The sequence below is a fragment of the Roseovarius halotolerans genome, from assembly GCF_900172255.1.
In the GTDB taxonomy this organism is placed as follows: Bacteria; Pseudomonadota; Alphaproteobacteria; order Rhodobacterales; family Rhodobacteraceae; genus Roseovarius; species Roseovarius halotolerans.
In genome coordinates this window covers 600,967-626,378 of sequence record NZ_FWFU01000002.1, presented here as the reverse complement: position 1 = coordinate 626,378, position 25,412 = coordinate 600,967, and the positions used below count along the sequence as shown (strand labels likewise).

Sequence of the window (25,412 nt, the reverse complement as noted above, 5' to 3'; positions counted from 1 at the left end):
GGCGCCCGGCGCTGCCAAGCCTTTTCTTTTACTCAGGCTACCATCTCTTGGCGATCACGCGCGCCGGGATGCCCACGGCGATAGCCGCCTCGGGAACGTCTTGAACCACGACAGCATTGGCGCCGATGATCGCGTGGTCCCCGATCTTGACCGAGCCAAGAACCCGCGCACCCGCACCCAGCTCAACGCCGCCACCAATCTCCGGCACCCCGGAACGGGTCGACGAGGTGCCAAGCGTGACCTGTTGGAAGATGATGCAATTCGGTCCGATTCGCGCGCGCGGATGAACAACAACGCCATTCGGATGGGGCAGCTTCAGCCCCCCCCCGATATCGCAATTGAGCGGGATCTCGGCCTGGGTGACAAGTGACCAGAACCGGTGCTGAAGAGCCCGCCATTTACGCAGCCATTTTGCGGCGAATCCCGATCTCGATCTGGCGGCCTGATAGCGCCGCTGGCACTGAAGGAGTCTGCGCGAAGGATCCCAGAGCGCCCGAGGGCGTTCTCGCGTCCAGTCGGGCGTGTCGGCGCTAACTGCCGGTGTTTCGCTCTGCATGTCGTTCATGAGTGGGCCTGCGGCGGTTCCGGATCAGATCAAGCTTTTCACAGTATTCATTTGGGTCCAAGCTGCTAGTGTATTCTGCTCGCGTTCACGTTAAGGGCTGGGAGATGATGACCAAGCCTATTGTTGCCGCAAATCTCCTGCGGAGGGAAAATGTTTCACCCCGCCTCGCTATTACATGAAGGGGTCAAGGAATCGCCCAATCCCCGCCATGCCTTGCCGGTAGTGCTCAGGGCAATTGTGGGACGCTGTTATGACTGATGTATTCAAGAAAATAATGACTCTTCTCAGCCGCCGCGAACGGCGGCGGTTCTACGTTCTTGTCGGGATCATGATCTTTGTCGCCTTTGCCGAGGTGTTCGGGATTTCTGCATTCCTGATCCTGCTGCGGGTGCTGGCCGAACCAGAGAGAATCTTTGAAAATCCCTATCTTACATGGGGTTATAACGCTGTCGGTATCGAAGATCCCTTCACTTTCCAGGTCGTGATGGCCGTCGCGGTTTTTCTGGTGATGGCTCTCAGCCTTGTGATCAAGGCGGGTGGCAACTACGCGATCATCCGCTTTTCCACGATGCGCGGCTACACGATCTCCAGTCGCCTGCTCCAAGCCTATCTGCACCAGCCCTACGCCTGGTTCCTGCAACGCAATAGTGCCGATGTTGCGAAAAGTGTCTTGGGTGAAGTGCAGAACGTGGTCAACAAGATCATCACGCCCGGAGGACAGCTGCTGGCGAATGGAATCCTGACCATCACCATCATCGGCTTCCTGATCGCGGTCGATCCGGTTATCGCCGTGATGGCGGCCTTGCTGCTGGGTGGCGCCTATACAGGGATATATTTCTGGCTGAGAGCCAAATTGCTGGTGATAGGCGAAGGCCTGCTCAAAGCCAATACCGAACGGTTTCGTCTGACCAACGAGGCAACGGGTGGCTTCAAGGAGGTCAAGCTGATGTCGCTCGAGAACCGCTATGTCGAGCGGTTCCGCGAACCGGCGCAGGCACTGGCCAGGAACGCCGCGCTTTCGCAGGTGATGAACCAGATTCCAAGATTCGCGCTGGAGGGCCTGACATTCGCGGTTCTGTTCGGCATCATCCTTGTGATGTTGTTGCGCAGCGAGGGCAATCTTTCCACTGCTATCCCGGTGCTTGGGGTCTTCGGTATCTCGGCAATGCGGCTTTTGCCCGCCATGCAGCAGGTCTATGGCGCCTTTGCCAACATCCGTTCTGCAAAACCGGTGCTCGACAATATCTACCGCGATTATACCGATGCGATTGCACACGGGACCAACCCCCCGCGCGGCCCAGGCGATGACGCCGACCTCTCGCTCGACCGCGATCTGGTCCTGAAAGGAATCGGATTTTCCTATGCAAGCGGTGACAGGCCGGCGGTTCACAACGTGGATATGGAGATCCCCGCATTGAGCACGATCGGTATCGTCGGCGGAACCGGGGCGGGAAAGACCACTTTGGTTGATCTGATTCTCGGACTACTGATGCCGGATACCGGCCAGATCATTGTTGATGGCGAGCCCTTGACCGCTGATAACATGCACCGTTGGCGTCGCTCGATCGGATACGTGCCGCAGACGATCTACCTGACCGATTCCTCGGTCGCTCAGAATATCGCCTTCGGTGTCCCCGAAGAGGCGATAGACCCCGAGGCCATGGAACGCGCCGCACGCGCTGCTGCGCTGCATGACTTCGTGATGGAAGAGATGCCGCAGCAGTATGACACGATCGTGGGCGAACGCGGCGTGCGCCTGTCTGGCGGCCAGCGCCAGCGCATCGGCATCGCGCGGGCCCTCTATCACGATCCGTCGCTTCTGATCTTCGACGAGGCGACATCGGCGCTGGACAATCTGACCGAGCGCGCGGTGATGGATGCGGTGCAACGCATCCGCAATACCAAGACCGTCATCATGATCGCCCACCGGCTGAGCACGATCCGCAAATGCGACCGGATCTTCCTCCTGGAACACGGCACGGTTCAGGCCTCGGGCAGCTACGAAGACCTGGTTGACGAGAACGAGACATTCCGGAAGATGGCCGCGGTCTGAACTTTGGGCGATCAGCCCTTGTCGAGCGGATCCCGATAGAGTCCCAGCTTCTGCTTGAGAACGTCAAACAGGAATGGCGGATCCTGAAGCAGGTAGCGCCGCCAGCGTTGCCGGGGCTCCTTGATCAAGCGATAGAACCATTCAAGGCCCATGCCCGTGACCCAGGGAGCGGGCCGCTGCAGTGTCCCCGCCTCGTAATCGATCGTTCCGCCAAGCGGCAGAAACAGTTCCACATCGGGCAGCCGGTCGCGGTACCTGAAAATGAATTTCTCTTGACGCCCACCGCCGAGCCCTACCAGAAGCGCCTTGGCACCGGAGCTGTTCACAAGGTCCAGCATATGGTCGATTTCGTCGGGCCGGTCCTCGAAATCAAAGGACGGTGCGTATGTGCCGCAAATGAAGTCCCGCCCAACCTTGGCATTGATCCGCTCTGCCGCAATCTCGGCAATCCCGGGCTTGCCGCCCAGCATGAACACGGTCATCTCGGGATTTTCCCTGTGATGCTCATAGAAGCGCGGAAAGAAATCCGACCCTGAAACGCGTTCGCTTACCGGCGTGCCAAGGAACTTCAAGGCGAAATACATGATCTGGCTGTCGCAGGTCACCAGATCGAACCGTCTCAGCAAATCGTAAAATTCGCGATCTTTCCGGAGCTTGATCATCATGTCGACATGCAGTGTCAGCATCACGCCGCGATCGAAATGCTCCACCACTTGGTCCATCGTGACATCGTGAACGAAGGCATTCAGCAACCGCACCTCTCGGAGCGGCGCCCGAACGGACGGGTTCTGCTCAGCCTCATGGGCCGGTTGCGCATGCATCGCTTCATCATCCATGACAGAAATTCTAGCACCTATCGGGTATCTGTGTTCTGTTTCGGTTCAGGCCGGTTTGAAGGGCTGGACCGGGAACATCACTCTTCTCGGTTTTTATGTCTGAATTTTGGCACGAAATAATCGTTTCGGAGAAACCCCATCATTGTCAGGTTCGCGGCGATGTCGCGCATCAGATTACCTCCATCGCCAGTTCGAGGGATTGCAGGTCGATTTCAAAAGACTGCAACGAATACTTCAGGAACGGTTTTGTCAGATCGTAGGCTGGTCCGACATGCTCGGGTTTTATCTTGCCACGCACCCCAATCCATTTGCAGCCGACCTGATGACACATGACACGATAGACGTCCGTCATGTGCCCGCATGGGAAAAGCTCGACCAAGCTCTCCAGCCGCGAGGCGCGCGAGCGAAACAAGAGCGGCGCAAGGGCTGCGCCGTGGATCGAAACGATCTGCTGGGCCTGTTCGAACAGCTTGAACTGGTCGGTGACGGACAATTCCTCTGGATAGACCTTGGTGAATCCGCGTTGAGCCAGGAAGGCTTCGACTTCGGCCTCATTCTCGAGGTGGCGCGTCTTGCGCCGCGAGATGAAGACCCTGTCGGGCAAAGCGCCGTGCGCCCCGTTGCGGATGCCCGCCATTTCCAGTGCCGCCCCAACGAATGGCAGGCGCACCCATTCACTGCGCATGGCCCGGATTCCTGTCCAAGGCGAGACGTCAAAGTCGATGGCAGCGCCCTGCACCGCCGTATCCGTACAAAGCGTTTCAATCCCGAACAATTCCGCGGCACGGCGGATGTGGCCGGGCGTGTTTCCGGGCAGGACCACAAGAATCTCCGAAGGGTCGAACCCGCCTTGCTGCGCGATGACGAACAGGATCGGCAGGTGATTGTTCAGGAAATGCGCCCAGTTCTGGGGAACGTTGCGACGAAAATCGATGAAGGTCTTCTCTGTGCGCCGTTGCTTTACCGTGGCGGGACCAAACGAGAGAAAGCGGCGCTTCGCGCGATTGGGCGGCTGCGCCACCAACGCCTTCTTTTCGAAAGAGACCGATCCGCCGCCCACGCGCTTTGCCGGAAGCGTGATGCGCTCGCAATCCGGCACGAAGCGATCGACAAGATGCGAACGCGCCGTGATCAGGCGATCCTCGGGGCAATCGTAAGGGTCGACCGTGACCTTCCCGGAAATCTGCTTCACGCTGGGTTCATCCTTCCCTCGGACGCCGCACATGCGCCGGGTATCGCGGTGCTTCGCGCTCTGGCTTCATGGCGGGAACCTCTTGTGGCGCCGCGCTGCTGCGACGCGGTTCGGTACCGGCGCGCGCAGCCTGCGGGTTTAGCGCTTTCGCTCCTGCGACAGCGGTCTGATAGCGCCCCATCAGCGCGCCAGCCAAAAGCCAGACCACTGGTGAGGTTGTGGCATTCGGAATAAGATCGATCAGCGCAGCCGCGAGAACAACCGTCAATCCCACTGTCGCCGGAGATAGGTTCAGACGGCTCTTGTTGAACGCCAGAAGAACTGGCGCCGCCGCAAGCAAGCCGAACTGCGCGATATAGCCCAGCCAACCGTAAACGCCGATCACGATCACCCAATAACCATCCGTCGCGGCGGCATCTCGTCCCGAGTCATTGCTGACGCGGTTTCTGCCCCAACTTCCCCAGCCCGCAAGTGGCTTCTGGTTCGCCCGCTCAAGCAGCAGATCCTCGGCATTGAATCTGTACTGCAGGGTGCTCGCCCTGTCGGTGTCTATTTTCGAGAAAAATGAATGAATTCGGTCGGTCGGGACAAGATCGGCACCACGCAGGATCGGATAGGTCATCACCGTAGCCGCGATCAGGGCGGCGCTCATAAGCTGCATGCGCGCCCCGAAGAACAGCAACATGGGCAAAAGCAGAAACGCGATGGCGATGGCGCCGACGGATTTACACAAAATCAGCACCCCCAAGAGCCAGAGCGAGGCCAAGAGCCATTTCCCCGCAGACCCGTGCCTGAGTTGATCACGCCAAAGTGCAGCCGAGGCCAGCACGCCAAGCGTGAACAGGATGGCCACCCAGATCCCGTGGTTCAGGAAAAGGATCGGTCGATACCCACCATAGCGGACATGCTGCGACCAGCTATGGCCGAAGAACCCGTAGATCTCGCGGTTCAGCCGCGGACTCATGCGCACTTCCCACAGTGCCAGCAGGGAATACGCCAGGCAGGCAAGCGCCAGAACCTTCAGCAGGGTCACATGGCTTTCCGGGCTTGCCAGGAAGCGGCGCGCCAGAAAGAACGGTAACAAGGACACAAGCAGATCAAGGTTCATCGAGAAGCTGTCATAAATGCGCATCCCCGATATGAAGCGGAACCCCTCCGAAACCGGTTCGCGGTTTGTGATTGCCGTAATGAATGGCGATCCGAACAGCAAAAGCAGCAACACCCAAAACAGAACACGCCCGCGTTGCACGGTGAAGTCGTCTATCGAGAATGTCCTTTGCACGTCACGTCGCTGAGCAGGCGCGCGCGCCACAGCTGGACCTGCGGCATGCGCCTTGTGCATCTGTAGCATCGTATAGCACATGATCGCCGCGAACAGGCTTGGCACCAGCTGCTTCCCCCATGCCGGCAGCACCGGCAGGTCAAATGCGGTGATCTCGGGCAGCAGCATGTAACCTGCGATGATCGACCAGGCGAGCGCCTCGTTCACGGGACGCTTCGTGAACAGGATGAAGACGACAACGGGCCAGAGAAACAGGGCAAGATAGGCGAAATTCGATGGCATATGTGTCTATTCGTTTCTCGTCGCGGAACTGCGGTCGGCCTGAAATTGGCTTCTGTTCCATTCATACGAGGTTTCGGCCGCGCGCGAAACATCCGGATTGGTGATATGCCAGGTTGGCATACGTTTCCGGCCAACAATTCGGATTTGCCCTGCCCGATTGTTTCTCGAAATGTTGCAGGCCTTTACGAAACCGGTGCCGCCTACCTATAGTCCCGGATGAACCGGCATTTTTTGCGCGCATGAATTTCTGAACCGGACCCTGACGTGACGGAGACTGGCATTTCCTCTTCGCCATCACACAAGCTCGTTGTCTCGATCATCAATTATCGGACGGCAGAGATGACCATTTGCTGCGTCCGCTCGGTGCTGGATGATATCGGCGGTATCGATGCGCATGTGGTCGTCGTCGACAACCTGTCGGGCGACGGATCGGCCGAGGAGATCGCCGCCTGGATCGCCAGCCTGCCAGCCGATACACCGGTCAGCCTGATCCGATCCGATACGAACTCCGGCTTCTCGGGCGGGCACAATCAGGGTATCGGAGCGCGCGAGGCGGAATTCTACCTTGTGCTCAATTCCGATACGGTCGTGCGGCCCGGCTTTCTTGAGACGATCCTGAACACCGCCGATGCCAACCCTGATGCGGGGTTCCTGGCGCCTTGTATCGAATATGACGATGGCGAGCAGCAGGTCAGTTGCTTTCGCTTCCCCTCACCCGCAAGCGAGCTGATACGCGGTGCGCGAAGTGGCCCCGTCAGCCGGGTTCTCGCATCGCGCGAAGTGTCGCTCACCATGCCGCCCCGAAGCGACCAGATCGACTGGGCCAGCTTCGCCTGCATCCTGCTGCGCGACAGGATGATCCGACAGGTCGGTCCGATGGACGAAGGTTATTTTCTCTATTTCGAGGACGTCGAGTATTGCTGGCGTGCGCGGCGCGCTGACTGGCGGATCGCCTATGTGCCGGAGGCACGCGTCGTCCATTTCCGGGGTGGCAGCGGTCCGCTCAAGGCCCTTGCAAGCGGTCGCAAACGTCTGCCTGCCTATTACTACGCCTCTCGCACCCGCCTGTTTCGCCAGCTTTACGGGCCGCTTGGCCCTTTGCGGGCGAATGCCGCATGGCTTCTGGGGCGCTTGATCGCACGGCTGAGGGTTCTTGCTGGCAAGGAGGTTCCACCCAGCAACGCGGGCGAAGCGCGCGATATCTGGACCAACATCCTGTCGCCCCTCGGCGACCGGCATGCGCGGGAGAGCTGAGCCATGGCCGGACCCGATTTCATCATCATCGGCGCAATGAAATGTGGCACCAGCACTCTCGCCGCGCAGCTTGGCCTGCAACCCGGCATCTTCATGACCGATCCGAAGGAGCCGAATTTCTTTTCCGACGACGCGGTCTTTGCGCGCGGTCAGGGTTGGTATGAGGCGCTCTTCGCTGATGCCGCAGATGGGGACATCAAGGGCGAGGCCAGCACGCATTATGCCAAGCTGCCGACCCATCCCCACACGCTGGCGCGGATGTCTGAGATGCTGGAGTCGCCAAAGCTGATCTACCTGATCCGCGACCCGGTCGCACGGGCGGTCTCGCATTACATTCACGAATGGTCGATGGGCGTGATGTCGGGAGATATCGACAAGGCCTTCGCACAGCACGATGCGCTGATTGACTATAGCTGCTACGCGATGCAGATCGCGCCCTATGTGAAACAATTCGGCAAGGCCAACCTGCTGATCCTCAGCCTCGAGAAGATGAAGCAGGCTCCGCAGGCTACGCTGGAACAGGTTTGTGAATTTCTGGGATATGGCGGCACTGCCCAATGGCGCGAGGAAAGCGCGCAGGTCAACGCCTCGGCCGAACGCATCAGGCGCTTTCCCATGCATAAGCTGATCTTCGACAACCCCGTAGCCACCCGGTTGCGCCGCGCGCTGATCCCCCAGGCCCTGCGCGACCGGATCAAGGCGGCACGCCAGATGCATGAACGGCCCGAACTTTCCGCCGCATTACGCGCCGGTCTGGAGCAGCGTTTTGCTCAGGATTACGTTGAGCTGCGCAAGATATTTCCAGAACGCGACGACCTGTGCGCCAGCTATCCTTTCGTGACCGATGTCCGCTGATCCGCATATCGGCGCGGTCGTCATCGGCCGCAATGAAGGCGCGCGATTGATCCGTTGCCTCGACTCGGTGCTCGGGCGTGTAGCGCATGTGGTCTACGTCGATTCAGGATCAAGCGACGGCAGCGTCGATGCGGCCCGCGCGCGCGGCGTCACGGTGATTGAACTGGATCTCGATACGCCCTTTACCGCGGCGCGCGCCCGCAATGCCGGGCTGGAGGCGCTGCTGGCGCTGACGCATGTGGATCATGTGCAGTTCATCGACGGTGATTGTGAGCTTCGTGAAGGCTGGATCGAGACGGCACATGCCTTCCTGATAAGCGCCGATGATGTGGCAGTTGCGTTCGGGCGCAGGCGCGAACGCTTCCCGGAGGCGTCCGTCTATAACCGCCTCTGCGATTGGGAATGGGACACGCCGATCGGCGAATCCGGTGCCTGCGGAGGGGATGCACTGATGCGTGTGAGCGCCCTGCAGGAGGTAGATGGATTCAATCCGGGGCTGATCGCCGGGGAAGAACCCGATCTCTGCGTACGGCTGCGCGGGCGTGGCTGGCGGATCTGGCGGCTGGATCATGAAATGACGCTGCACGATGCGGCGATGTCACGTTTCGGCCAATGGTGGAAACGCACGCGCCGCGCCGGACATGCCTTTGCCGAAGGCGCGGCAATGCATGGCGCCGGGCCTACAGGACATTGGAGGCGGGAAACGCGCAAGGCGCTGGCTTGGGGCGCGGTTCTGCCAGCGGCGATCCTCATCGCAGCAATTGCGCTTGGCCCTGTCGCGCTTCTGGCGGTGCTGATCTATCCCGCACAGATCCTGCGCCTGGCCATCCGCGAGGGCCTTGACCGAACCGCCTGGGAGCGTGCCCTTTTTCTGGTTCTCGGGAAATTCCCCGAGGCGCTCGGCGCCCTTTCATACTGGCGCGGCCGCCTTCTGGGCCGCCGACGCGGGTTGATCGAGTATAAGTGAAAACGAATCCCGAAGAACGACGCTTGAGTCGGATCAATAGATTGGAGTCAAAGGTTGCATTTCATCAACTCAGCCGATCTTGTCAGTCAAGATTGGACCTTTCTTCAGCCTTTTTGCCTAGACCGCTCGATCAGTTGGGAATTCCATGTAGGTCGCCCACGGACAAGCATGGAGCGGATCGTCAGGAAGCCCAATCTAGCGCGATGGCGCGCAGCCTACCAATCAGCAAGATGTGCGGCGCGGGAAGAGCGCTCGGTTCTGGTCTCACACCTCCCGCGCATGAGTGCGGCAACCAACCTCTTTCGCAAGCGGTTCTGCCCGCAGGTTCCGCAGATCGCGTTTGCCTTCAACTTCACTGATATGCCGGTCAAGATGGATTTCAGGCGGCTGCGGTCCATGCTGGCAGGAATCGACGAGTTTATAGTCTTCTCGCAATATGAACGCAGTCTCTATTCTGAATATTTCGGATTCCAACCTGAGCGCTTTCGTTTTCTTCACTGGGCGATGGAAGCACCACAGCCTGGTCCGGAAAATCCTGTGAGCGGTCCAGACTCCTACCTGTGTTCCATCGGTGGAGAGGGGCGTGACTACAGGTTGCTTGCTGAGGCGATGCGTGCGCTTCCCGACGTTGCAATGGTCGTCGTCGCAAGGCCGCATAGTATCCGGGGCATCAATTTCCCTCAGAACGTCAAAGTTTTCACCAATCTGCCTGCACGACAAACCTGGCGCATCGTTCAGGACAGCGCGGGCGTGGTGATTCCGCTGCGGAGTGACAAGACCACCTGCGGGCATATCACTATTGTCGGGTCGATGTTGCTTGGTCGCGCAATGGTCATCACGGATTCACTTGGTGTAAGCGACTATGTCGAAGATGGGGTGAACGCTCATCTGGTTCCTGCAGGTGACACAGCGGCGATGATCGCTGCTGTGCAAGGCTTGTCGCATAATAGCGCAGCGATGCGCGATCTCGGAGCGCGCGCTTCGGCGCGCGCGAGAGAGAAACACGCGCTGTCGGGCTGGGTTTCATATTTCACCGAAAAGAGTGCCGAATACGAAGCACGCCTGCCTTAGCCTAGCGCAGCCATCTGCGGCGTTGCCGAGCGAGCAGCACCCTTGCCATTGGCGCCGCCAGGATTGCGCGTAGGGCAGCGTATCTGTCATGCGACGTGCCGTCCAAGGCTGGTCTGTCGTATCCAAAGCGCCTGTAATCCTCGGCGTAGAACTCATGCACTAGGTCCAAGTCCTGACGGAACAGGCGCGGCCTGGGCTTTGGTTGCTTCAGAAGATGCCGAATTTCGGCTTCGGAGTCCGTTGTTCCAAATAGTTCGTCGATGCGTTGGAGCACTGGCTGAAATCCGTTTTCGAAATAAAAGACCTCCGCCGCTTCGGGAACAAGATCACTTTGCGGTCGAATATGATTGTCATAGACGCGCGGGTCACGCCTTGCCGCTGAAAAGACCAGCCTGAGCCAGGTCGAAAACCCAAGGCTGCTCGCTTTCGATATGCCGGACTGGAACCGATATTCGCTGACGATGCGTTCCACCGGGTCTCTTACGATCGCAAAACAATAGTGGATATCGGGGGGCAGCAATAAGTTCAGTTCGCGTGCTGTCAAATGTTGCACTGGCTGTATCACGTCGCGCTGAAAGGCCGTGTCGCGCGTCCCGGCGTCTTCCAGAAGGCTAATCCCGCCGAACCGCTTTATCAGGTAATCCTCGATGCTTGTGCCGCCGGTTTTTGGAACATGCGCGAAGAAAATGTGACCCATTGGGGAAGTGACGAGTGGCATGGAATGACTTTCATTATCTTGTTTGATCGTAAGCAGCTCTCGTGTGTGCCTCCAGCTCCTCCTATCGCCCGCGCGCCCAATCGCTGCGGGATTTGCGCAGGCGGACGGCGAGATGAACCGATGCATAGACCATGAAGGCCAGGGGCATTCTTGCCAATAGTCCAAGAATATCGGCGCGGCCCAATGGTGCCTTGCCCTCGCGGGCGGGCAGGTCGGGATAAAGGCGGTGAATCTCTTTGACCCCATCATCCTGCCGGCGTCGCACGCGCACAAGCCTGCGAAACCCTTCCACCATCGGCCAGTGATAGCACGCCGGGACCTCGACGCGCTCATCGGGCGTGAACTGGAGCCGCACGAAGGTATCGTCCGATATGATTTCCGGAAATGCGCCCCAACGTCTGCGGCCGCTATGGTTCACCGCGAAAAGCCCCGCCCCCACGGCGCCGCCCTGGACAAAGGGCAATGCCTGCCAAAGCCGCGCATACTGGCGCGTGACCCATGTCCGCGCCGGTGCGACCCGCAGCGTCCCCGTGGCATAGCGCGGTGCATCCCCTGCCAGCGCGGCACGCAACTGACCCAGCATTTGAGGGTCAAGCCGGATATCGGCGTCGAGGAACACCAACACCTCACCCGTGGCCGCACTGTCACCCGCGTTGAGCGCCTTCACCTTGCCGGGTGCGGGCACGTCGAGGATCTGCAGGCTCCAGCCGCGCGCCTCGATGGCCGGGGCAAAGGATGCGGCAACGCCCACCGTATCATCGGTGCAGGCATTCGCGGCCAGGATTACCTCAATCCGCCCTGCCGCCTCGTCCTGATCGAGAAGAGATTGCAGGCATGCCCCGATATAGTCTTCCTCGTTGCGCGCAGCGATAACGACAGAAAGCTGCGGTGCCCGCGCCTCTGTCCCCTCCGTTGTCGTCGTCCGCGCTGTCATCTGGCTTCTGGTCCTCATCCGGGCGCAACGCCGGTGCTGCATACCGTTACCTGTTTGGATGCCGCCTTGTCGATAACTTCGGCCCCCGGCCGTGCGCCGGCCTGCCGCCACTTCTGAAATGTTGGACGCATCCGCAAGGCTGGTTTACACAGACGGTCATATTTCAGGACGATAGACCCGAAGGTTACACATTGTTTTTCGACGGCGTGAATTTCCCCATTGCGGCCACAGTCCTTACAAGGCCCCTGTGCAGAACAACCGCATGATCAGGATCGGCATCATCGGCACCGGCTTCGTGGCGGATCTCTACATGCGCTCTCTGGCCACGCTCGAGGGAATAGACCTGATCGGCGCGCATGACTTGCGCAGCGACAGGCTTTCGGCCTTCTGCGCCTATTGGAAGGTGGCCGCCTTCACGGGTCGCAACGACCTGCTGGATGCGCTCGGCCCCGGCGGGATCGTTCTCAACCTCACGAACCCTTCCGCGCATTTCGAAATCAGCACGTTGGCGCTTGAATCAGGCTGTCACGTCTATTCCGAAAAGCCACTGGCCATGAGGCTCGAGGATGCGCAGACGCTCCATGCGCTGGCAGCGCGGAAGGGGCTAATGCTGGCCTCGGCGCCATGCAGTTTCCTTGGCGAAGCGGCGCAGACGGTCGCGGCGGCGGTTCGGGCCAAGGTGGCGGGCAAGGTTCGCCTGATATATGCGGAGCTCGACGACGATTTCATCCCGCAGGCGCCCTATACCAAATGGCTGAGCGAGAGCGGCGCGCCCTGGCCTGCCGGAGACGAGTTCAATGTCGGCTGCACGCTGGAACACGCAGGGTATTACCTGACCTGGCTTATCGCGATCTTCGGGTCGGTGCGGACGGTAGTGGCGGCCTCGGCCTCGCTGGTGGCGGATCAATTGCCGGTGGACGATCCCGCGCCCGATCTCTCGGTGGCGACGCTGTTTTTCGATTGCGGGGTCGTTGCGCGGCTGACCTGCTCGATCATCGCACCGCATGGGCACGGGCTGCGCATCATCGGCGACAAGGGCGTGATCGAATTGGACGAGGCCTGGAACAACGCTGCCAAAGTCCGGTTCCGCCGCCGCTTCACACTGCGCCGACGGCTTGTGAATGCCCCGGTCGCGCGACGTCTGCGGTTGTCTGGTGAAACCCATCCCAAGGTGGGCCGCTGGGGCGCGGCGTCGATGAACTTCATGCTGGGTATCTCTGAAATGGCCGATGCCCTGGCTGCCGGACGGCCCTCACGCATCTCCGCCGACTTGGCCTTGCACCTGACCGAAGTGACGCTTGCCATCCAGAACGCAGGCGAAACAACGGGCGCGCAGACCATGCAGACACGTTGTGATCCTGTTGCGCCAATGCCCTGGGCGCAGAACTTGAAGGGGGCCTGAGATGACACAACCGATCAGATTGGGCATTGCTGGGACCGGGCGCATGGCGGCACGGATGCTCCGGGCGCTTAAGCATGATCCCGACGTCACCGTGACGGCCATCGCCTCGGGCGATGGAGCGCGCGCGCGCTGGTTTGCCGATCAGTGCGGTGTCGCCGAAGCGACGGGCAATCTTACCGACATGGTGCAGAACGAGCAGGTCGATGCGGTCTATGTCGCCGGACGCACCCGCGACCATGCCGCTGCTGCGCTACAATCGGTAAAGGCCCGAAAGCCGGTGCTCGTCGAGAAACCGCTTGCCCTGACCGCCGACCAAGCGCGCACGCTTGCCGAGGCGGCACGCGAAAGCGATTGCCTCGTGATGGAAAACCTCTGGTGCCTCGCGCTGCCCGCCTACCTCGCGTTGCGCGATCAGTTGGCGGGAGGTGCCTATGGCAGCCCTGTTCACCTGCATTTCGATTTCGGCTACCCTGTGCAGCCCGAAAACCACGCTTCGTTGTTCGACCCCGATGACGGCGGTGTGATCCTTGACCGCGCGGTCTATGGCGTGGCGCTGGCGCTGAATCTGCTCGGGCCGGTGACAGATGTGGACTGCAACGCGCAAAGAAATGACCGGGGTGTCGACGTGATGGCCGACCTTCGCCTGCACCATCAATCCGGTGCGGTCTCGCATGTCGCTGTCGCGCTCAATGCCCTGATGTCGAATACCGCCTCGCTGGCCTGCACCCATGGCCATCTGGGTCTTGGCGCGCCTGTGGTCGGTGCCGAAGTCCTGACCGCATCGCAGATGCTCCCCGCAGCGGAGACAGAGGCCCGGCCCGGCGCGCAGGTCGGACTGACGGACCGGATCCGTGCATGGCCCCGCGCCAGGAAAATCAAGCGCAAGCGCGATATGTCTGCGGGCCGGTTTCTTGGCTACGGGGCAGATCCCTATCTGCCTGTTCTGACGCATTTCGTCGAGCTGATCCGGGGCGGGCAGCGCGAAAGCGGTCTCATCCCGCTCGATCTGTCGGTCAGCACGCTCGAGATCCTGCAACAGGCCCGCGGCCGGACCGTGGAGGGGTAGAGACATGCGGATCGGATACCTGATGAACGCCTACCCAATGACCAGCACGACCTTCATCCGGCGCGAGATTCACGCGCTTGAAGCCACCGGGGTCAGCATCGCGCGATATGCGATCCGGCCCTGGTCTGAGCCACTGGTCGACGATCAGGACAAGGCCGAGCAGCACAAGACATTCTATCTCCTGGTCGGTCGCCTGCCCGCCTTGCTGGCGGATTTCGCCGCCGAGACCCTGGCCAATCCCAAGGGGCTCTGGCGCGCGCTTCAAGGCTGGTGGCAACTCTGGCGCAATGCGGGGGGCGGGTTCGTGCCGCATGTCGCCTACCTGCTCGAGGCCGTTTCCCTCAAACGGCGTGCGATACGGGACGGGATCACCCATCTGCACACGCATTTCTCAACCAATTCCGCCGCCGTCGCCATGCTGTGCCACCGGCTTGGTGGACCCGGATACAGCTTCACCGCTCACGGCCCGGACGAGTTCGTCGATTGGGGCCGCTCCTCGCTGGCACTCAAGGTCAGTGAGGCACGCTTTGTTGTCGCGATATCGGAATTTTGCCGGGTGCAGCTGGCCCGCGCCGCGGGCATGGCGCACTGGGACAAGATCGAGATCGTCCGCTGCGGCATCGACCCGTCAGAATTCGCGCCCAGTAACGCGCCCTTCGATGCAGAGGCCCCCTTCGTCACGGTCGGGCGGCTATGCCCGCAAAAGGCCCAGACGCTGATCGTCGAGGCAGCTGCGCAGGTGGTCGTGCGCCACCCCGATCTCCGCATCGTCCTGATTGGCGATGGCGAGACGCGCGGCGCAATCGAAGCCGCCATTGCCAGGCACGGTCTTCAGGATAATATCACGCTGCTCGGCTGGCGCGACAATGCCGAGGTGCGCCGCCAACTCGAAGCCGCCCGCGCGCTTCTGCTCCCCAGCTTCGCAGAAGGGCTGCCCGTGGTCATCATGGAGGCGCTCGCGCTGGCCCGGCCCGTAATATCGACCTACATCGCGGGCATTCCCGAATTGGTGGACGATTCCTGCGGCTGGATCATTCCTGCCGGATCGGTCGACGACATTGCGGCGGCGATGGACAGCGCTTTCGAAACCCCACCTGAATCCCTTGCCCGGAAGGGCGCCGAAGGCTGCCGCCGGGTCGAAGCACGGCACGATGTCAACAAGAACGCCCGACAGCTCAGGGCGCTTTTCAACGCGACCGAAGGAGGTGCCGCAAATGGAAAGCCTTCGCCGGACTGTCTTGATGCCCGAAAGGAACCCGTACAGTGAAGATCACGTTCATCTGCACCCCTCCTAACCTTTCCGGCGGCAACCGCGTGATCGCGATCTATGCCGACCTGCTGACAGAGATGGGTCATGACGTGACGATCGTGGCACAGCCTCATCCCCATGTCAGCCGAAAGCAGGCGCTCAAGCGATTCCTGAAAGGCCAGAGGCCACAACCCCGCCCGGAGAAAAGCCATTTCGATAACATGAAGGCGCGGCTGCATCTTACTCCGAATACTGAACGGATCACCGATGACGATGTGCCTGACGGTGACGTGGTGATCGCGACTTTCTGGACCACCGCCTACATGGTCGCAAACCTGTCCGCGGCAAAGGGCCGGAAATTCTATTTCGTGCAGCACCACGAGATCCACAATCCTCTCTATTCCGAGCTTGGTGCAGCTTCCTATCGACTGCCACTCAGGAAGATCGTCGTCTCAAACTGGCTGCGGGATGTCATGAGGTCCGAGTATGGCGAGGGCGATGTGCCTGTTGTGCCCAATGCTGTGGATCACGAACAATTCGTATTCCACCCGCACGACAAACGAAGTGTACCGACCGTCAGCCTGATGTATTCCGGCAAACTCTTCAAAGGCATGGATATCAGCCTCAAGGCTCTCGATATCGTCAAGAAACGTCTGCCCGAACTTTCGCTTTTGGCTTTCGGCACCATCGACCCCCTCGAACGGCTGCCGCTGCCCGGATATGCGACCTATCACAAATCGCCACCACAGACAGATATCCCGCGGATCTATGCTGCCAGCGATGTTTATCTTTTTGGCAGTAGTTCAGAAGGATTCGGCCTTCCGGTGCTCGAGGCGATGGCCTGCGGTTGCCCGGTCGTCGCCACGCGCACCGGCTGCGCCCCTGATGCAATAAGAGATGGCTTCAACGGTTATGTTGTCGATATCGACGATGTCGAAGCCTTGGCGGACCGCTTGGTCAGAGTGCTATCCGCAGCACCTGATGTCTGGAAAACCATGTCGCAGAATGCCGCGAACGCGGTTGAGTCCTATTCCTGGAAAGACAGCGCACGCATATTCGCTGCCTGCCTGGAGGAGCATTGAAATAGGGTGACCGAAGACAGTGCCTCGCCCTCCTGCCGATACGTCCGACTGATCAGAGATGTTCATGCCATGTCAGTTAGATATGATCATGGTTTGCGCGCGCTGCACGCCGTGGGGTCGTCCGGTGGCGCGATGCAGATAACTCAATACCCGTATTCCTTGCCATATTCCTCGTGTCGGCTCAGGTAACGGCATTTATTGAGGACAACGCCCAGAACATTCGTGCGCGCGGCCAGTTCCTGTTCGCATTTGTCGATATCCTCGATCGTGGATTTTTCAGCCTCTGCGATCAACAGCGCGCAGTCCACCTGGTCAAGAAACGCCATCGTGTCGTCGCCCGCAAAGAGCGGCGGTGTGTCGAAGATCATGATATCCGGCCTGAACTGCGCTTCGATCTCGTCCACCACATGAGCGGAGCGTGAGCCTTGCAGGAGCTCGGCCGGGTTGCGTTCAGGGGCGCGATTGGCGCCGAAAATCAGGTTCTTGCCATAACGGCGCATGTGTTTCTCGGGCGCTTCATCGCCGGCAAGGGCGCGGGCGAGTTGACACGAGTCTGTCAAACCCAGCATTCGCGCCATGCTGGGGCGGCGCATGTCGAGCTCGAGCAACATCGAATGAACGTCGCTTTGCCGCGAAAGGCTGAATGCCAGATTGATGCATGTCATCGTCTTGCCCGCACCCGCCGTTGGCGAAGTGATCGCGATACGTGTCCAGTTCTTGCTGCGCATCTTTTGCAGCAGCTTGGTGCGCATCACGTCATAGGGCACGCTTTCTGGGCAGGAGCGGTGACTGATTATGCGATTGCGGTTCAGGAGGCGGTCAGAAGGCTGGAACGGTTGCACCGCCTTCCAGATTTCATCGCGATCACCAAGAGCCATATCCTCGTGAAGGATCAGAGTGTCGTTGCTCTTGTTTTCGCTACGCGGCTTGACCTGTGCATCCGGTCGTTCGCGACCCTGCTCTCCACGGCTCTCGCGAGCTTTCTTCAACGCTGCCTGAATACGTTCCATTGGGTTCTTACCTTGCCTAGAATGCGCTTCGGATCTGCTCGACGATGTCTGAAAGGCCGGTTTTCTCGAGGCCTTTCTCGATCAGAAGATCCATCGGCAAATACAACAAATGAACGAGGTAGAGCCCAACGGGGATCCCCACCGTGACGAAGATCAATGCGGTAATGATGATGCTTCGCCGGGTTAACGCCTGACGCCGTGTGCGAATGTAGGGGATCGACACGAAGGGCGTGATACCCAGCCGGTTCGTCAGATCCGCCGGGCGGCGGATGGAACGGTTCAGCATCTCTATCAGGACTACGAAGGCCGCGCCGAGACCGATACCACCTGCGACGCCCGCCGCAGCGATTTTCTTGCGCGGCGGACTGGTGGGTGCTCGCGGAACCGTCGCCTGCTCGACGACGGCGATCCGTTGGCCGCGCGACTGCGCCTCGATCTGGTCACCGGTGCGGGCTGCAGCAAGATCGCGTGTGGCCTGTTGGTATTGCACCTGGAGGTTCTCGTAATCGCGCTCCAGCGTGCCGAGGGCGATGGCGTTTTCCGGCGTCTCGTCGATGGACTTCTCAAGCGCAGTCAGTTCCTCGACCAGCGAGGCCTTCTCCTCCAGGATATACTCCATCTGGGCGTCGAGATCGGCCAGCTGAATTTCATAGGCTGAGAGAGCCTCGGTTCCCTCGCCTTTCCGGCGACGCTGTTCCATCACGATCTTTTCGGCCGCTTCGGCCTGCGCGCGCAGCGCTTTGACCCGCGGGTTCTGGTCCGAATAGAGCACCAGGGCCGACGCAAGCTGGTTTCTGAGCTCCTGAAGGCGGGATTCTTCGGGTGTCAGGTCCTCGGCGTCTGTTACCACCTCTCCGGTGCGCTCATAAAGGTCGGTCAGCCGGGCGCGACGATCGCGCAGTGCCGAAAGTTCACGCTCCATTTGCAGCACGCGTTCCTGCACCGACGCCTGACGACTGCGTCTGAAATCAAGGCTGTCAGGCAGAGCCCCCTGATTATTCCTCTTGAATTCGAGAATCTTGGCGCCTTGAACGGACATTTCCCGATCCAGCCGGGCAACTTCCTGCTTGAAGAATTCGAGCGTCTGGCCGGTGACCGACGTCCTCAGACGCCGGTTCTCGTCGAGAATACGAGTCACCAGTTCGTTGGTGACCTCGGCAGACATTCGGCCGGAATCCGATCTAAAAGACACGTAAACGAACGAGGCCGCATCGCGCCGCCTTGGCAGATCGATTCCGATACGGCTTCGCATATCGTTAACGATGTCATCAGCGCTGATATTCGGGCGATCGCTATAGACATCGAACTCGCGCGCCATCTCCAGCATTTTGGCACGAGTCTGGATGCGCTGGGCAATGATCTGCAAGACTTCGTCGGTTCCGGCTCGGACTGTGGACTCGGCCATGTCATCGGGAATCTGCGGAGACTCGACCAAGAGTGTCGCGCGGGCGCTGTAGCTGGGCGGCAGCGTGTAGGCCACGGTCAAGCCGACGGCGGCGACAGCCAGTGCAACGATCAGGAAATAATGAAGCCGTCGCAAAAAGAGCGAAAACATGAATTTGAAATCAGGGAGCATCAAGCCCTCTCGTCATTGTCAGAAATGGAACCGGCCGCAAAAAAAGTGCCATCATCAAGAACTTCCTGGACGGTTGCCAGAGTTACCGTCTTCTGATCCTTGGTAAAGGCATAAACCATTGAAAGGTCGCAGAGTTGGTTAACCAGACGCGGCACACCGCCGCTTTGCTGGTGAATAAGCTTGCAGGCGGCTTCGGCAAAAAGATTTCGGCTTGCCCCTGCGACGCGCAGCCTGTGCGCGATATAGGAGATAACGGTTTTCTCGTTCATCGCGTTCAGATGAAAACTGGCGGCGATTCTCTGTGCGAACTGCTTGAGGTCGGGTCGGCGGATCGTGTCGCGCAGCTCGGGCTGTCCGACCAGCACCAGTTGAAGCAACTCGTCCTTGTTGGAATTAATGTTGGTGAACATCCTGAGTTCTTCAAGGGACTCGATGCTCAGGTTCTGGGCCTCGTCGATGATCAGGATCACCCGATGGCCTTGCGCGTATTCTTCGATCAGATATCGCTGGAAGGCATCGAACAGATCAACATAGGTGGCGTTCCTGTCAGCCGGCTGATCCAGCGCCATCAGCACCCAGCGCAGCAACTCGCCGCGAGAGCCACTGGCATTGGACACGAGTCCGATTTTCACATCGTCGCCGATCCCCTTGAGAAACTTGTGCAGGAGCGTGGTCTTGCCGGCACCAACCTCGCCAGTGATCAGTGTGATTGGAGACCCCGTAAGCGTGCCATATTCAAGCATTGTGTAGGCGCGTGTATGCGCCGCCGACCAGAAAAGAAAGTCAGGGTCCGGCACGAGGGTAAAGGGACGGGCCGTGAGGCCAAAATGACTTGTGTAAATATTTAGCGCGCCGTTCATGTCGCTCATGTAACTTGAATCACCTGTTCCATCCACCGATTTGAACCCGTCTTGATCCGATACGCCACGGTCAATCGGGGCTTTGGACATCGCAAGGTTGTTGCGGCGTCGCGAGTCGGCATTGCGCAGAGTACCGTTGCAAGCCTTGCGGACACTTCGAAACAGGAGTGCAACGTCCGAATGTGGCGTCCGGGCTTGCGTTTGAGGCTGCGTCTGGGCCGGAGGGCGCCTGCCTTCCTTCAGAGCCATGACGCGTTCCTTGATGCGCACGCTGATGCGCGACCCCGCCTCTACCAAAGGTTTGCCAATCTGTCGTGTCGAAGTGCCGTCGCTGTACATGGCGATCCTTTAAACTGAATAAAACAACTTCGGCCAAGCCACTGGGGCAGACCAGAAAACTTACAAATTCCCATTCAACTCCTAGATCACCGCTTTGTCCACAAAAGGCCGGCTCTGCGGTGATTTCATGTCGCCGTCGGGGACGCATGCGGTTGGTTCGTGGAAATACTGACATGATTCGGATCTGCGCGCCTGAATTTGGCCATATTGATGTTCGCAACTTGCCACATTCGCGACACAATCCCCGCTCATGCTAGTATTTGTCACAAGTGTTGAACAATAATACACTTGAAGTTGTCAGGGCGGGTGCAATACTCAGCCTTGAGGACGTATTTCTCCGTTAATCCTTTGCGCGACTCTTCCTCGGGTGCTAGCCTGTGTTCATTCACGAGTGCTGCCCCGTTTTCAAATATTTAATTCTCGGTCTGTCTGCCCCCCGAGCAAAAATTTCTAGTTCGAGCAGGCTATTGAACCTTTCGCCAAGGATCGCGTTTGAGGTCCGAAGCTATTTTGAGGAAGCGTATTGTTATGACTATTCAGGAAAAGAACTTTTCCACGGATCTGAGCGTTATCAGAATTCGCCCTCGCATTGCCGGCTCTCAAAAAGGCCAATCCAATCTCTATCGTCGATTTCTGAAAAGCGCTCTCGATATTGCGTTCGTCATTGCGGCGGCTCCGATTGTCGTTCCCTTTGTTGCAATTCTGGCTCTGGCAATTTCGCTGGATGGTCGGAACCCGTTCTACAAGCAGGCGCGGATCGGCAAAGATGGACGCCTGTTCTACATGTGGAAGCTGCGCAGCATGGTGCATGATGCCGATGCGCGGCTCAACGCGCATCTCGAAGCCGATGCCGAGGCCCGTGCCGAGTGGGATCATAAGCAAAAGCTGACCGAAGACCCCCGTGTAACGCGCCTTGGGCGCCTCCTGCGGAAGACTTCCTTGGACGAGTTGCCGCAGCTGTGGAACGTATTTGTCGGTGATATGAGCCTGGTGGGGCCGCGCCCGATGATGCCCGACCAGAAGGCCCTTTATCCCGGGGTTGCCTATTACGCCATGCGACCGGGTATTACCGGCTACTGGCAGATTTCGGACCGCAACCAGTCCACGTTCGCGGCGCGCGCTGACTTCGACGACCGCTACTTCGAGGATGTAAGCCTTGGTACCGATATGTCGGTCCTCGCATCGACCGTAGCGGTGGTGTTGCGTGGGACCGGATGCTGACAATCTCCTGGCGAAAGCCGGAGGGCCGCTTGCGAAACCGTCGTGGGCGGCCTTATCCTGTTCTACGCCTCGAAAATGCCAATTTGAGTTGGCAGTAACCAGAAAACACTTTTGAACATGGAACCCCCAATGCGTCGACGTTCCGCTACATTGACAGCCCTTGTATTGACATCCGCGCTCGTGCTTTCCGGGTGCGAGACCTCGGAAGAGCGCGCGCAGCGGCATTTTGAAACGGCAATGGAACTTCTTTCCGAAGGTGACTTCAGTCGCGCCTTTGTCGAATTCCGCAATGTCTTCAAGCTTGATCCGCAGCACAAGGATGCGCGCATGGCCTATGCGCGGACCCAGATGGAGCGGGGGAATCCCTCCGAGGCCTATGGTCAGTTCCTGCGTGTGGTAGAACAGTATCCCGACACGGTCGAAGCCAGGATTGCACTGGCTGAGATGGCCATCAACGGTCGCAACTGGGAAGAGGCCCGCCGCCATGGCGACGCCGCGATCAAATTGGCGCCCGATGACCCGCGGGTGAAGGTGATCGAAACCGCCTTGGCTTATGGCGATGCGACCCGCAGCGAGAATGCCGACGCCCGCGCCGACGCCGCAGAGGACGCGCGTAACCGGCTTGATGAAGCGCCGGACAATTTCATCGCCCGGATGGTTGTCATTGATTACCTGGCCAACAGCGGCAAGATCGAAGAAGCGCTTCCCGTTATAGACGAGGGCCTCGACCAGCGACCCGAAAGCTACGAACTGCACCGGATCAAGCTGAGCGCGAATGTGCAGGCTGGCGATATGGATGCGGTCGGGGAAACCCTCGAAAAGATGGTCGAGGCCTTCCCCGACGATGAAGAAGCCCGCCGGATGCTGATCACCTGGTATATCAAACGGGGTGACATGGAGGGTGCCGAGCGATTCCTGCGTGAACTCGCACAGCGGCCCGACGCCGAAGACGGCGCGAAGCTAGCCGTCGTGCAATTCCTGCGTCGCACAAAGGGGAATGACGCCGCGCGCGACGAGCTGGAGAACTTGATCGAAAGCGAAGAAGATCCGACCACCTATATCGCCGTTCTCGCATCCATGGATTTCGACGACGGCAAGCGCGACGAGGCGATCGCGACGCTTGAAGAGCTGTTGGACGGGATCGAGGAAGCGACCGGTGACAGCAACAGAGCGAAATTTGTGCTGGCACAGATGTTGGCTGCAACCGGCAACCATGTTGGCGCCCGCGCCCGGGTGGAAGAGATTCTCGCAGACGACCCCAGCAACGTGCAGGCGCTCAAGGCGCGCGCGAATTGGCTGATCGAAGAGGACAAACCCGGCGCGGCGATCATCGATCTGCGCACTGCCCTTTCACAAGCACCCCGCGACCCTGAGGTCATGACCTTGATGGCGCGCGCCCACGAACGGGCGGGCGACAGATCCCTGGCTGGTGAAAGATATGCGCTTGCTGTCGAACTTTCCGAAGGGGCGCCCGAGGAATCCCTTCGCTATGCCCGGTTTCTTTCTGCCGAAAATCGGAACGAGGCGGCCAGTGCGCTTCTGACAGAGGCGCTCAACAAGTCGCCTGACAATCTCGAACTGCTTCAGGCGAGCGGAACGCTTCACATCCGGAACCAGGAGTGGAACGAGGCGCAGCGCGTCATCTGGAAGCTCCGCTCGTTTGAAACAGCCGAGGCGACGGCGGCCGCCAATGGTCTCGAGGCCGAGATGATGCTCCAGCAGGACCGGCTGGACGATACGGTCGCTTTCCTGGAAGAACTGTCCGAAACATCAGGAGATGCCAAGGCGATTACGGCACTGGTTCAGACCCAGCTGCGTGCAGGTAACACCGATGCGGCGATTGAGACGTTGGAAGAGAAGCTTGCCGAGTCGCCCGATGATCCCGCCTTGCGCTTCTTGCGCGCCGGACTACACGTTATTTCGGATGAACGCGGCGAGGCCGAAACGATTTATCGCGCGTTGCTGGATGAGTATCCGGGTAATGATGCGGCTATTCGATCGCTATATACGCTTCTCCGCGCCGAGGATCGACTGGATGATGCGCGCGCGATCTTGGACGAACAGATCGAGCGGGCCCCCGAGGCGTTCAATGTCCGTATGCTCAAGGCCGAGCTGCTGGAGCAGGACCGCGATTTCGAGGGCGCCATCGCGATCTATGAGGCGCTTTACGAGGAAAACAGCAACAACATGATCGTTGCCAACAATCTTGCCAGCTTGATCAGCACTCACCGCAACGACGATGAAAGCCTTGAACGCGCCTATGCTGTCGCACGTCGTCTTCGTGGAATCGAAGTGCCGCCATTGCAGGATACCTATGGTTGGATCGCCTTCCGCAGGGGTGACTTGAACGAGGCGCTTACGCATCTGGAACCGGCGGCCGAAGGTCTGCCCACGGATCCGCTCGTGCAGTATCACCTGGGCCGCACCTATCTGGAGCTTGATCGTCCGGAAGACGCCCGGGCGACCTTGCAAAAGGCGATCGAACTGTCAGGTGACAACCCGCTGCCGCAGATCCAAGAGGCCCGTGAGTTGCTGAAGACCATTCAGAATGGCGAGGGAAGCTCGGGCTCTGCTGAATGATCGCTGCGCTTCGGGTAAACACCAGGATAAACAGCGACCAGTGACCACGGCGCTTCCGCGCGCGAACAGGTCTGCGGGTTCCGATCTCTTCCGTCGTTCCTGCTGAAAGCGCTTAGTCTTTCGCGCGCACTTGCAGAGTCAGGTCGCCCATCGTGTGACATGGAAAGCTGCCGCTCAGTCAAGATGGGTGTGCCCCTTCGGATCTGTTCCCTTGGTTGGCGCGGCCGCGCCATCAATTCCGTAAGACAAAATAAAGGGGGGCCGAAAGGCCCCCCAAATGCGTTCAATCAAACCGGTGGTTTCCGGTTCAGGCTGCTTTCTTCTTGCGGCGCGCGACGGCGAACCCACCAAGCGCGGTCAGCAGAAGAACACCACCTGCCGGCAGCGGAACGATCGAAATCCGAACGACCATGTCGTCGAAATCCGTGTCGCCGCGACCGTCGCCGAAGAAGGCGATGACGTTCTTCGAATCTTCCTGGAAGAATGCCATGGAAAGGCCGGCGTAGGTCTGACCTGCGGTGTTGTTCTCGATCGTGCCCAGGCTGCCTCCGTTCTTGTCGAAGGTTTCAAAGACCAGTGCGACCCAGTCAGGATCATCATTCGTGCGGAAGAAGCTGCCGGCGAGATCATTGTTGGAGATGGAACCCGTGCCATAGTTCATGGCGACGTTGGTCGCGTTCGCCTCCTTGCCCAGGAAAGTGACCTGGATGATGGAATTTTCGCTCAAACTGAGCCCGTTGCTTCCGTCGAAATTCGTGAAGCCGTCGCCAAATGCGAGAACGGAATCGCCGTTTCCGACGCTGGGTGCGATGCTTGGATCCCCATAAGTCGGATCATGCGGATCACTTCCGCTTCCCAGGACGAACGACGTTCCCCCGCTAATCGAGAGTGATGCAGCTGCAGCGGCCGAAACCATCATGACCGATGCGATAGCTGCGCTAATTGCAACTCTAAATTTCATTTCAATCTCCTATATCCATAAACTGGTGACGAACTCCCCCCAGAGGGTTTCTCGACG

At 59.4% G+C, this 25,412-nt stretch carries 21 protein-coding genes; 11 read left to right on the top strand and 10 right to left on the bottom strand.

Features of this window, described 5'->3' with window-relative positions:
* Positions 1–37: 37 nt before the first annotated feature.
* A complete protein-coding gene (locus ROH8110_RS10095; RefSeq protein ID WP_085817613.1) occupies positions 38–565 on the bottom strand; it encodes a serine O-acetyltransferase in 528 nt (175 codons plus the stop codon).
* A gap of 250 nt (positions 566–815) precedes the next feature.
* Here ROH8110_RS10095 and ROH8110_RS10090 point away from each other — a divergent pair, with 250 nt between their 5' ends.
* Positions 816–2,618 carry an ABC transporter ATP-binding protein gene (locus tag ROH8110_RS10090; RefSeq protein ID WP_085817612.1) on the top strand — a complete coding sequence of 601 codons (1,803 nt, stop codon included), beginning with the start codon at positions 816–818 and terminating at the stop codon, positions 2,616–2,618.
* Between the two features lie 11 nt (positions 2,619–2,629).
* Here the strand turns inward: ROH8110_RS10090 and ROH8110_RS10085 are convergent, their stop codons facing one another.
* The 3 genes from ROH8110_RS10085 to ROH8110_RS10075 all read right to left on the bottom strand — a co-directional run bounded on the left by ROH8110_RS10085 (position 2,630) and on the right by ROH8110_RS10075 (position 6,135).
* Positions 2,630–3,454 (bottom strand): WecB/TagA/CpsF family glycosyltransferase, encoded by an 825-nt coding sequence (locus ROH8110_RS10085; RefSeq protein WP_121143671.1) that lies wholly within the window; start codon positions 3,452–3,454, stop codon positions 2,630–2,632.
* A 169-nt stretch (positions 3,455–3,623) separates the two neighbouring features.
* On the bottom strand, positions 3,624–4,646 hold the full coding sequence (locus ROH8110_RS10080) for a glycosyltransferase family 61 protein (RefSeq protein ID WP_170156481.1): 1,023 nt from the start codon (positions 4,644–4,646) through the stop codon (positions 3,624–3,626).
* A gap of 7 nt (positions 4,647–4,653) precedes the next feature.
* Complete coding sequence (locus ROH8110_RS10075; RefSeq protein ID WP_139837402.1) at positions 4,654–6,135, bottom strand: hypothetical protein; 1,482 nt, start codon at positions 6,133–6,135, stop codon at positions 4,654–4,656.
* A gap of 339 nt (positions 6,136–6,474) precedes the next feature.
* Between ROH8110_RS10075 and ROH8110_RS10070 the strand changes: the two genes are divergently transcribed.
* The 4 genes from ROH8110_RS10070 (at position 6,475) to ROH8110_RS10055 (ending at position 10,357) form a co-directional block, all read left to right on the top strand.
* The gene (locus ROH8110_RS10070) at positions 6,475–7,464 is read left to right on the top strand and encodes a glycosyltransferase family 2 protein (RefSeq protein ID WP_254903790.1); all 990 of its coding nucleotides are present in this window, start codon (positions 6,475–6,477) and stop codon (positions 7,462–7,464) included.
* Positions 7,465–7,467: 3 nt separating this feature from the next.
* Positions 7,468–8,319, top strand: a complete 852-nt coding sequence (locus ROH8110_RS10065) for a sulfotransferase domain-containing protein (protein WP_085817608.1) — start codon at positions 7,468–7,470, stop codon at positions 8,317–8,319.
* The gene (locus tag ROH8110_RS10060) at positions 8,309–9,286 is read left to right on the top strand and encodes a glycosyltransferase family 2 protein (protein ID WP_085817607.1); all 978 of its coding nucleotides are present in this window, start codon (positions 8,309–8,311) and stop codon (positions 9,284–9,286) included. Before ROH8110_RS10065 ends, ROH8110_RS10060 begins: the two co-directional genes overlap by 11 nt.
* Positions 9,287–9,565: 279 nt before the next feature.
* Positions 9,566–10,357, top strand: a complete 792-nt coding sequence (locus tag ROH8110_RS10055; protein WP_085817606.1) for a glycosyltransferase — start codon at positions 9,566–9,568, stop codon at positions 10,355–10,357.
* Between the two features lies 1 nt (position 10,358).
* Here ROH8110_RS10055 and ROH8110_RS10050 read toward each other — a convergent pair whose 3' ends face one another.
* Complete coding sequence (locus ROH8110_RS10050; RefSeq protein ID WP_254903789.1) at positions 10,359–11,075, bottom strand: sulfotransferase family 2 domain-containing protein; 717 nt, start codon at positions 11,073–11,075, stop codon at positions 10,359–10,361.
* Positions 11,076–11,136: 61 nt separating this feature from the next.
* Entirely contained in the window at positions 11,137–12,009 is an 873-nt protein-coding gene (locus tag ROH8110_RS10045) for a glycosyltransferase family 2 protein (protein WP_085817604.1), read from the bottom strand.
* Between the two features lie 262 nt (positions 12,010–12,271).
* On the opposite strand from ROH8110_RS10045, the gene ROH8110_RS10040 reads away from it, so the two are divergent.
* Genes ROH8110_RS10040 through ROH8110_RS10025 form a run of 4 tightly spaced genes read left to right on the top strand, consistent with a single transcriptional unit; the run spans position 12,272 to position 16,808 of the window.
* Positions 12,272–13,411 carry a Gfo/Idh/MocA family protein gene (locus tag ROH8110_RS10040; protein WP_085817840.1) on the top strand — a complete coding sequence of 380 codons (1,140 nt, stop codon included), beginning with the start codon at positions 12,272–12,274 and terminating at the stop codon, positions 13,409–13,411.
* Between the two features lies 1 nt (position 13,412).
* The gene (locus ROH8110_RS10035; protein WP_085817603.1) at positions 13,413–14,477 is read left to right on the top strand and encodes a Gfo/Idh/MocA family protein; all 1,065 of its coding nucleotides are present in this window, start codon (positions 13,413–13,415) and stop codon (positions 14,475–14,477) included.
* Between the two features lie 4 nt (positions 14,478–14,481).
* The gene (locus tag ROH8110_RS10030; RefSeq protein ID WP_085817602.1) at positions 14,482–15,744 is read left to right on the top strand and encodes a glycosyltransferase family 4 protein; all 1,263 of its coding nucleotides are present in this window, start codon (positions 14,482–14,484) and stop codon (positions 15,742–15,744) included.
* The gene (locus tag ROH8110_RS10025; protein ID WP_085817601.1) at positions 15,741–16,808 is read left to right on the top strand and encodes a glycosyltransferase family 4 protein; all 1,068 of its coding nucleotides are present in this window, start codon (positions 15,741–15,743) and stop codon (positions 16,806–16,808) included. Before ROH8110_RS10030 ends, ROH8110_RS10025 begins: the two co-directional genes overlap by 4 nt.
* A 143-nt stretch (positions 16,809–16,951) precedes the next feature.
* On the opposite strand, the gene ROH8110_RS10020 is transcribed toward ROH8110_RS10025, so the two are convergent.
* From ROH8110_RS10020 to ROH8110_RS10010, 3 genes are read right to left on the bottom strand one after another with little or no spacing between them, the layout of a single operon-like run.
* Positions 16,952–17,818, bottom strand: coding sequence for a CpsD/CapB family tyrosine-protein kinase (locus tag ROH8110_RS10020; protein WP_085817600.1), 867 nt, complete (start codon positions 17,816–17,818; stop codon positions 16,952–16,954).
* Between the two features lie 16 nt (positions 17,819–17,834).
* Positions 17,835–19,373, bottom strand: coding sequence for a GumC family protein (locus tag ROH8110_RS10015; protein WP_254903788.1), 1,539 nt, complete (start codon positions 19,371–19,373; stop codon positions 17,835–17,837).
* A gap of 20 nt (positions 19,374–19,393) precedes the next feature.
* Entirely contained in the window at positions 19,394–20,593 is a 1,200-nt protein-coding gene (locus ROH8110_RS10010) for an ExeA family protein (RefSeq protein WP_245962804.1), read from the bottom strand.
* Positions 20,594–21,121: 528 nt separating this feature from the next.
* On the opposite strand from ROH8110_RS10010, the gene ROH8110_RS10005 reads away from it, so the two are divergent.
* Complete coding sequence (locus tag ROH8110_RS10005; RefSeq protein ID WP_085817598.1) at positions 21,122–21,814, top strand: sugar transferase; 693 nt, start codon at positions 21,122–21,124, stop codon at positions 21,812–21,814.
* A 237-nt stretch (positions 21,815–22,051) separates the two neighbouring features.
* Positions 22,052–24,394 carry a tetratricopeptide repeat protein gene (locus ROH8110_RS10000; protein ID WP_170156483.1) on the top strand — a complete coding sequence of 781 codons (2,343 nt, stop codon included), beginning with the start codon at positions 22,052–22,054 and terminating at the stop codon, positions 24,392–24,394.
* Positions 24,395–24,701: 307 nt separating this feature from the next.
* Here the strand turns inward: ROH8110_RS10000 and ROH8110_RS09995 are convergent, their stop codons facing one another.
* Positions 24,702–25,355, bottom strand: a complete 654-nt coding sequence (locus ROH8110_RS09995; RefSeq protein WP_085817596.1) for a VPLPA-CTERM sorting domain-containing protein — start codon at positions 25,353–25,355, stop codon at positions 24,702–24,704.
* Positions 25,356–25,412: the final 57 nt, after the last annotated feature.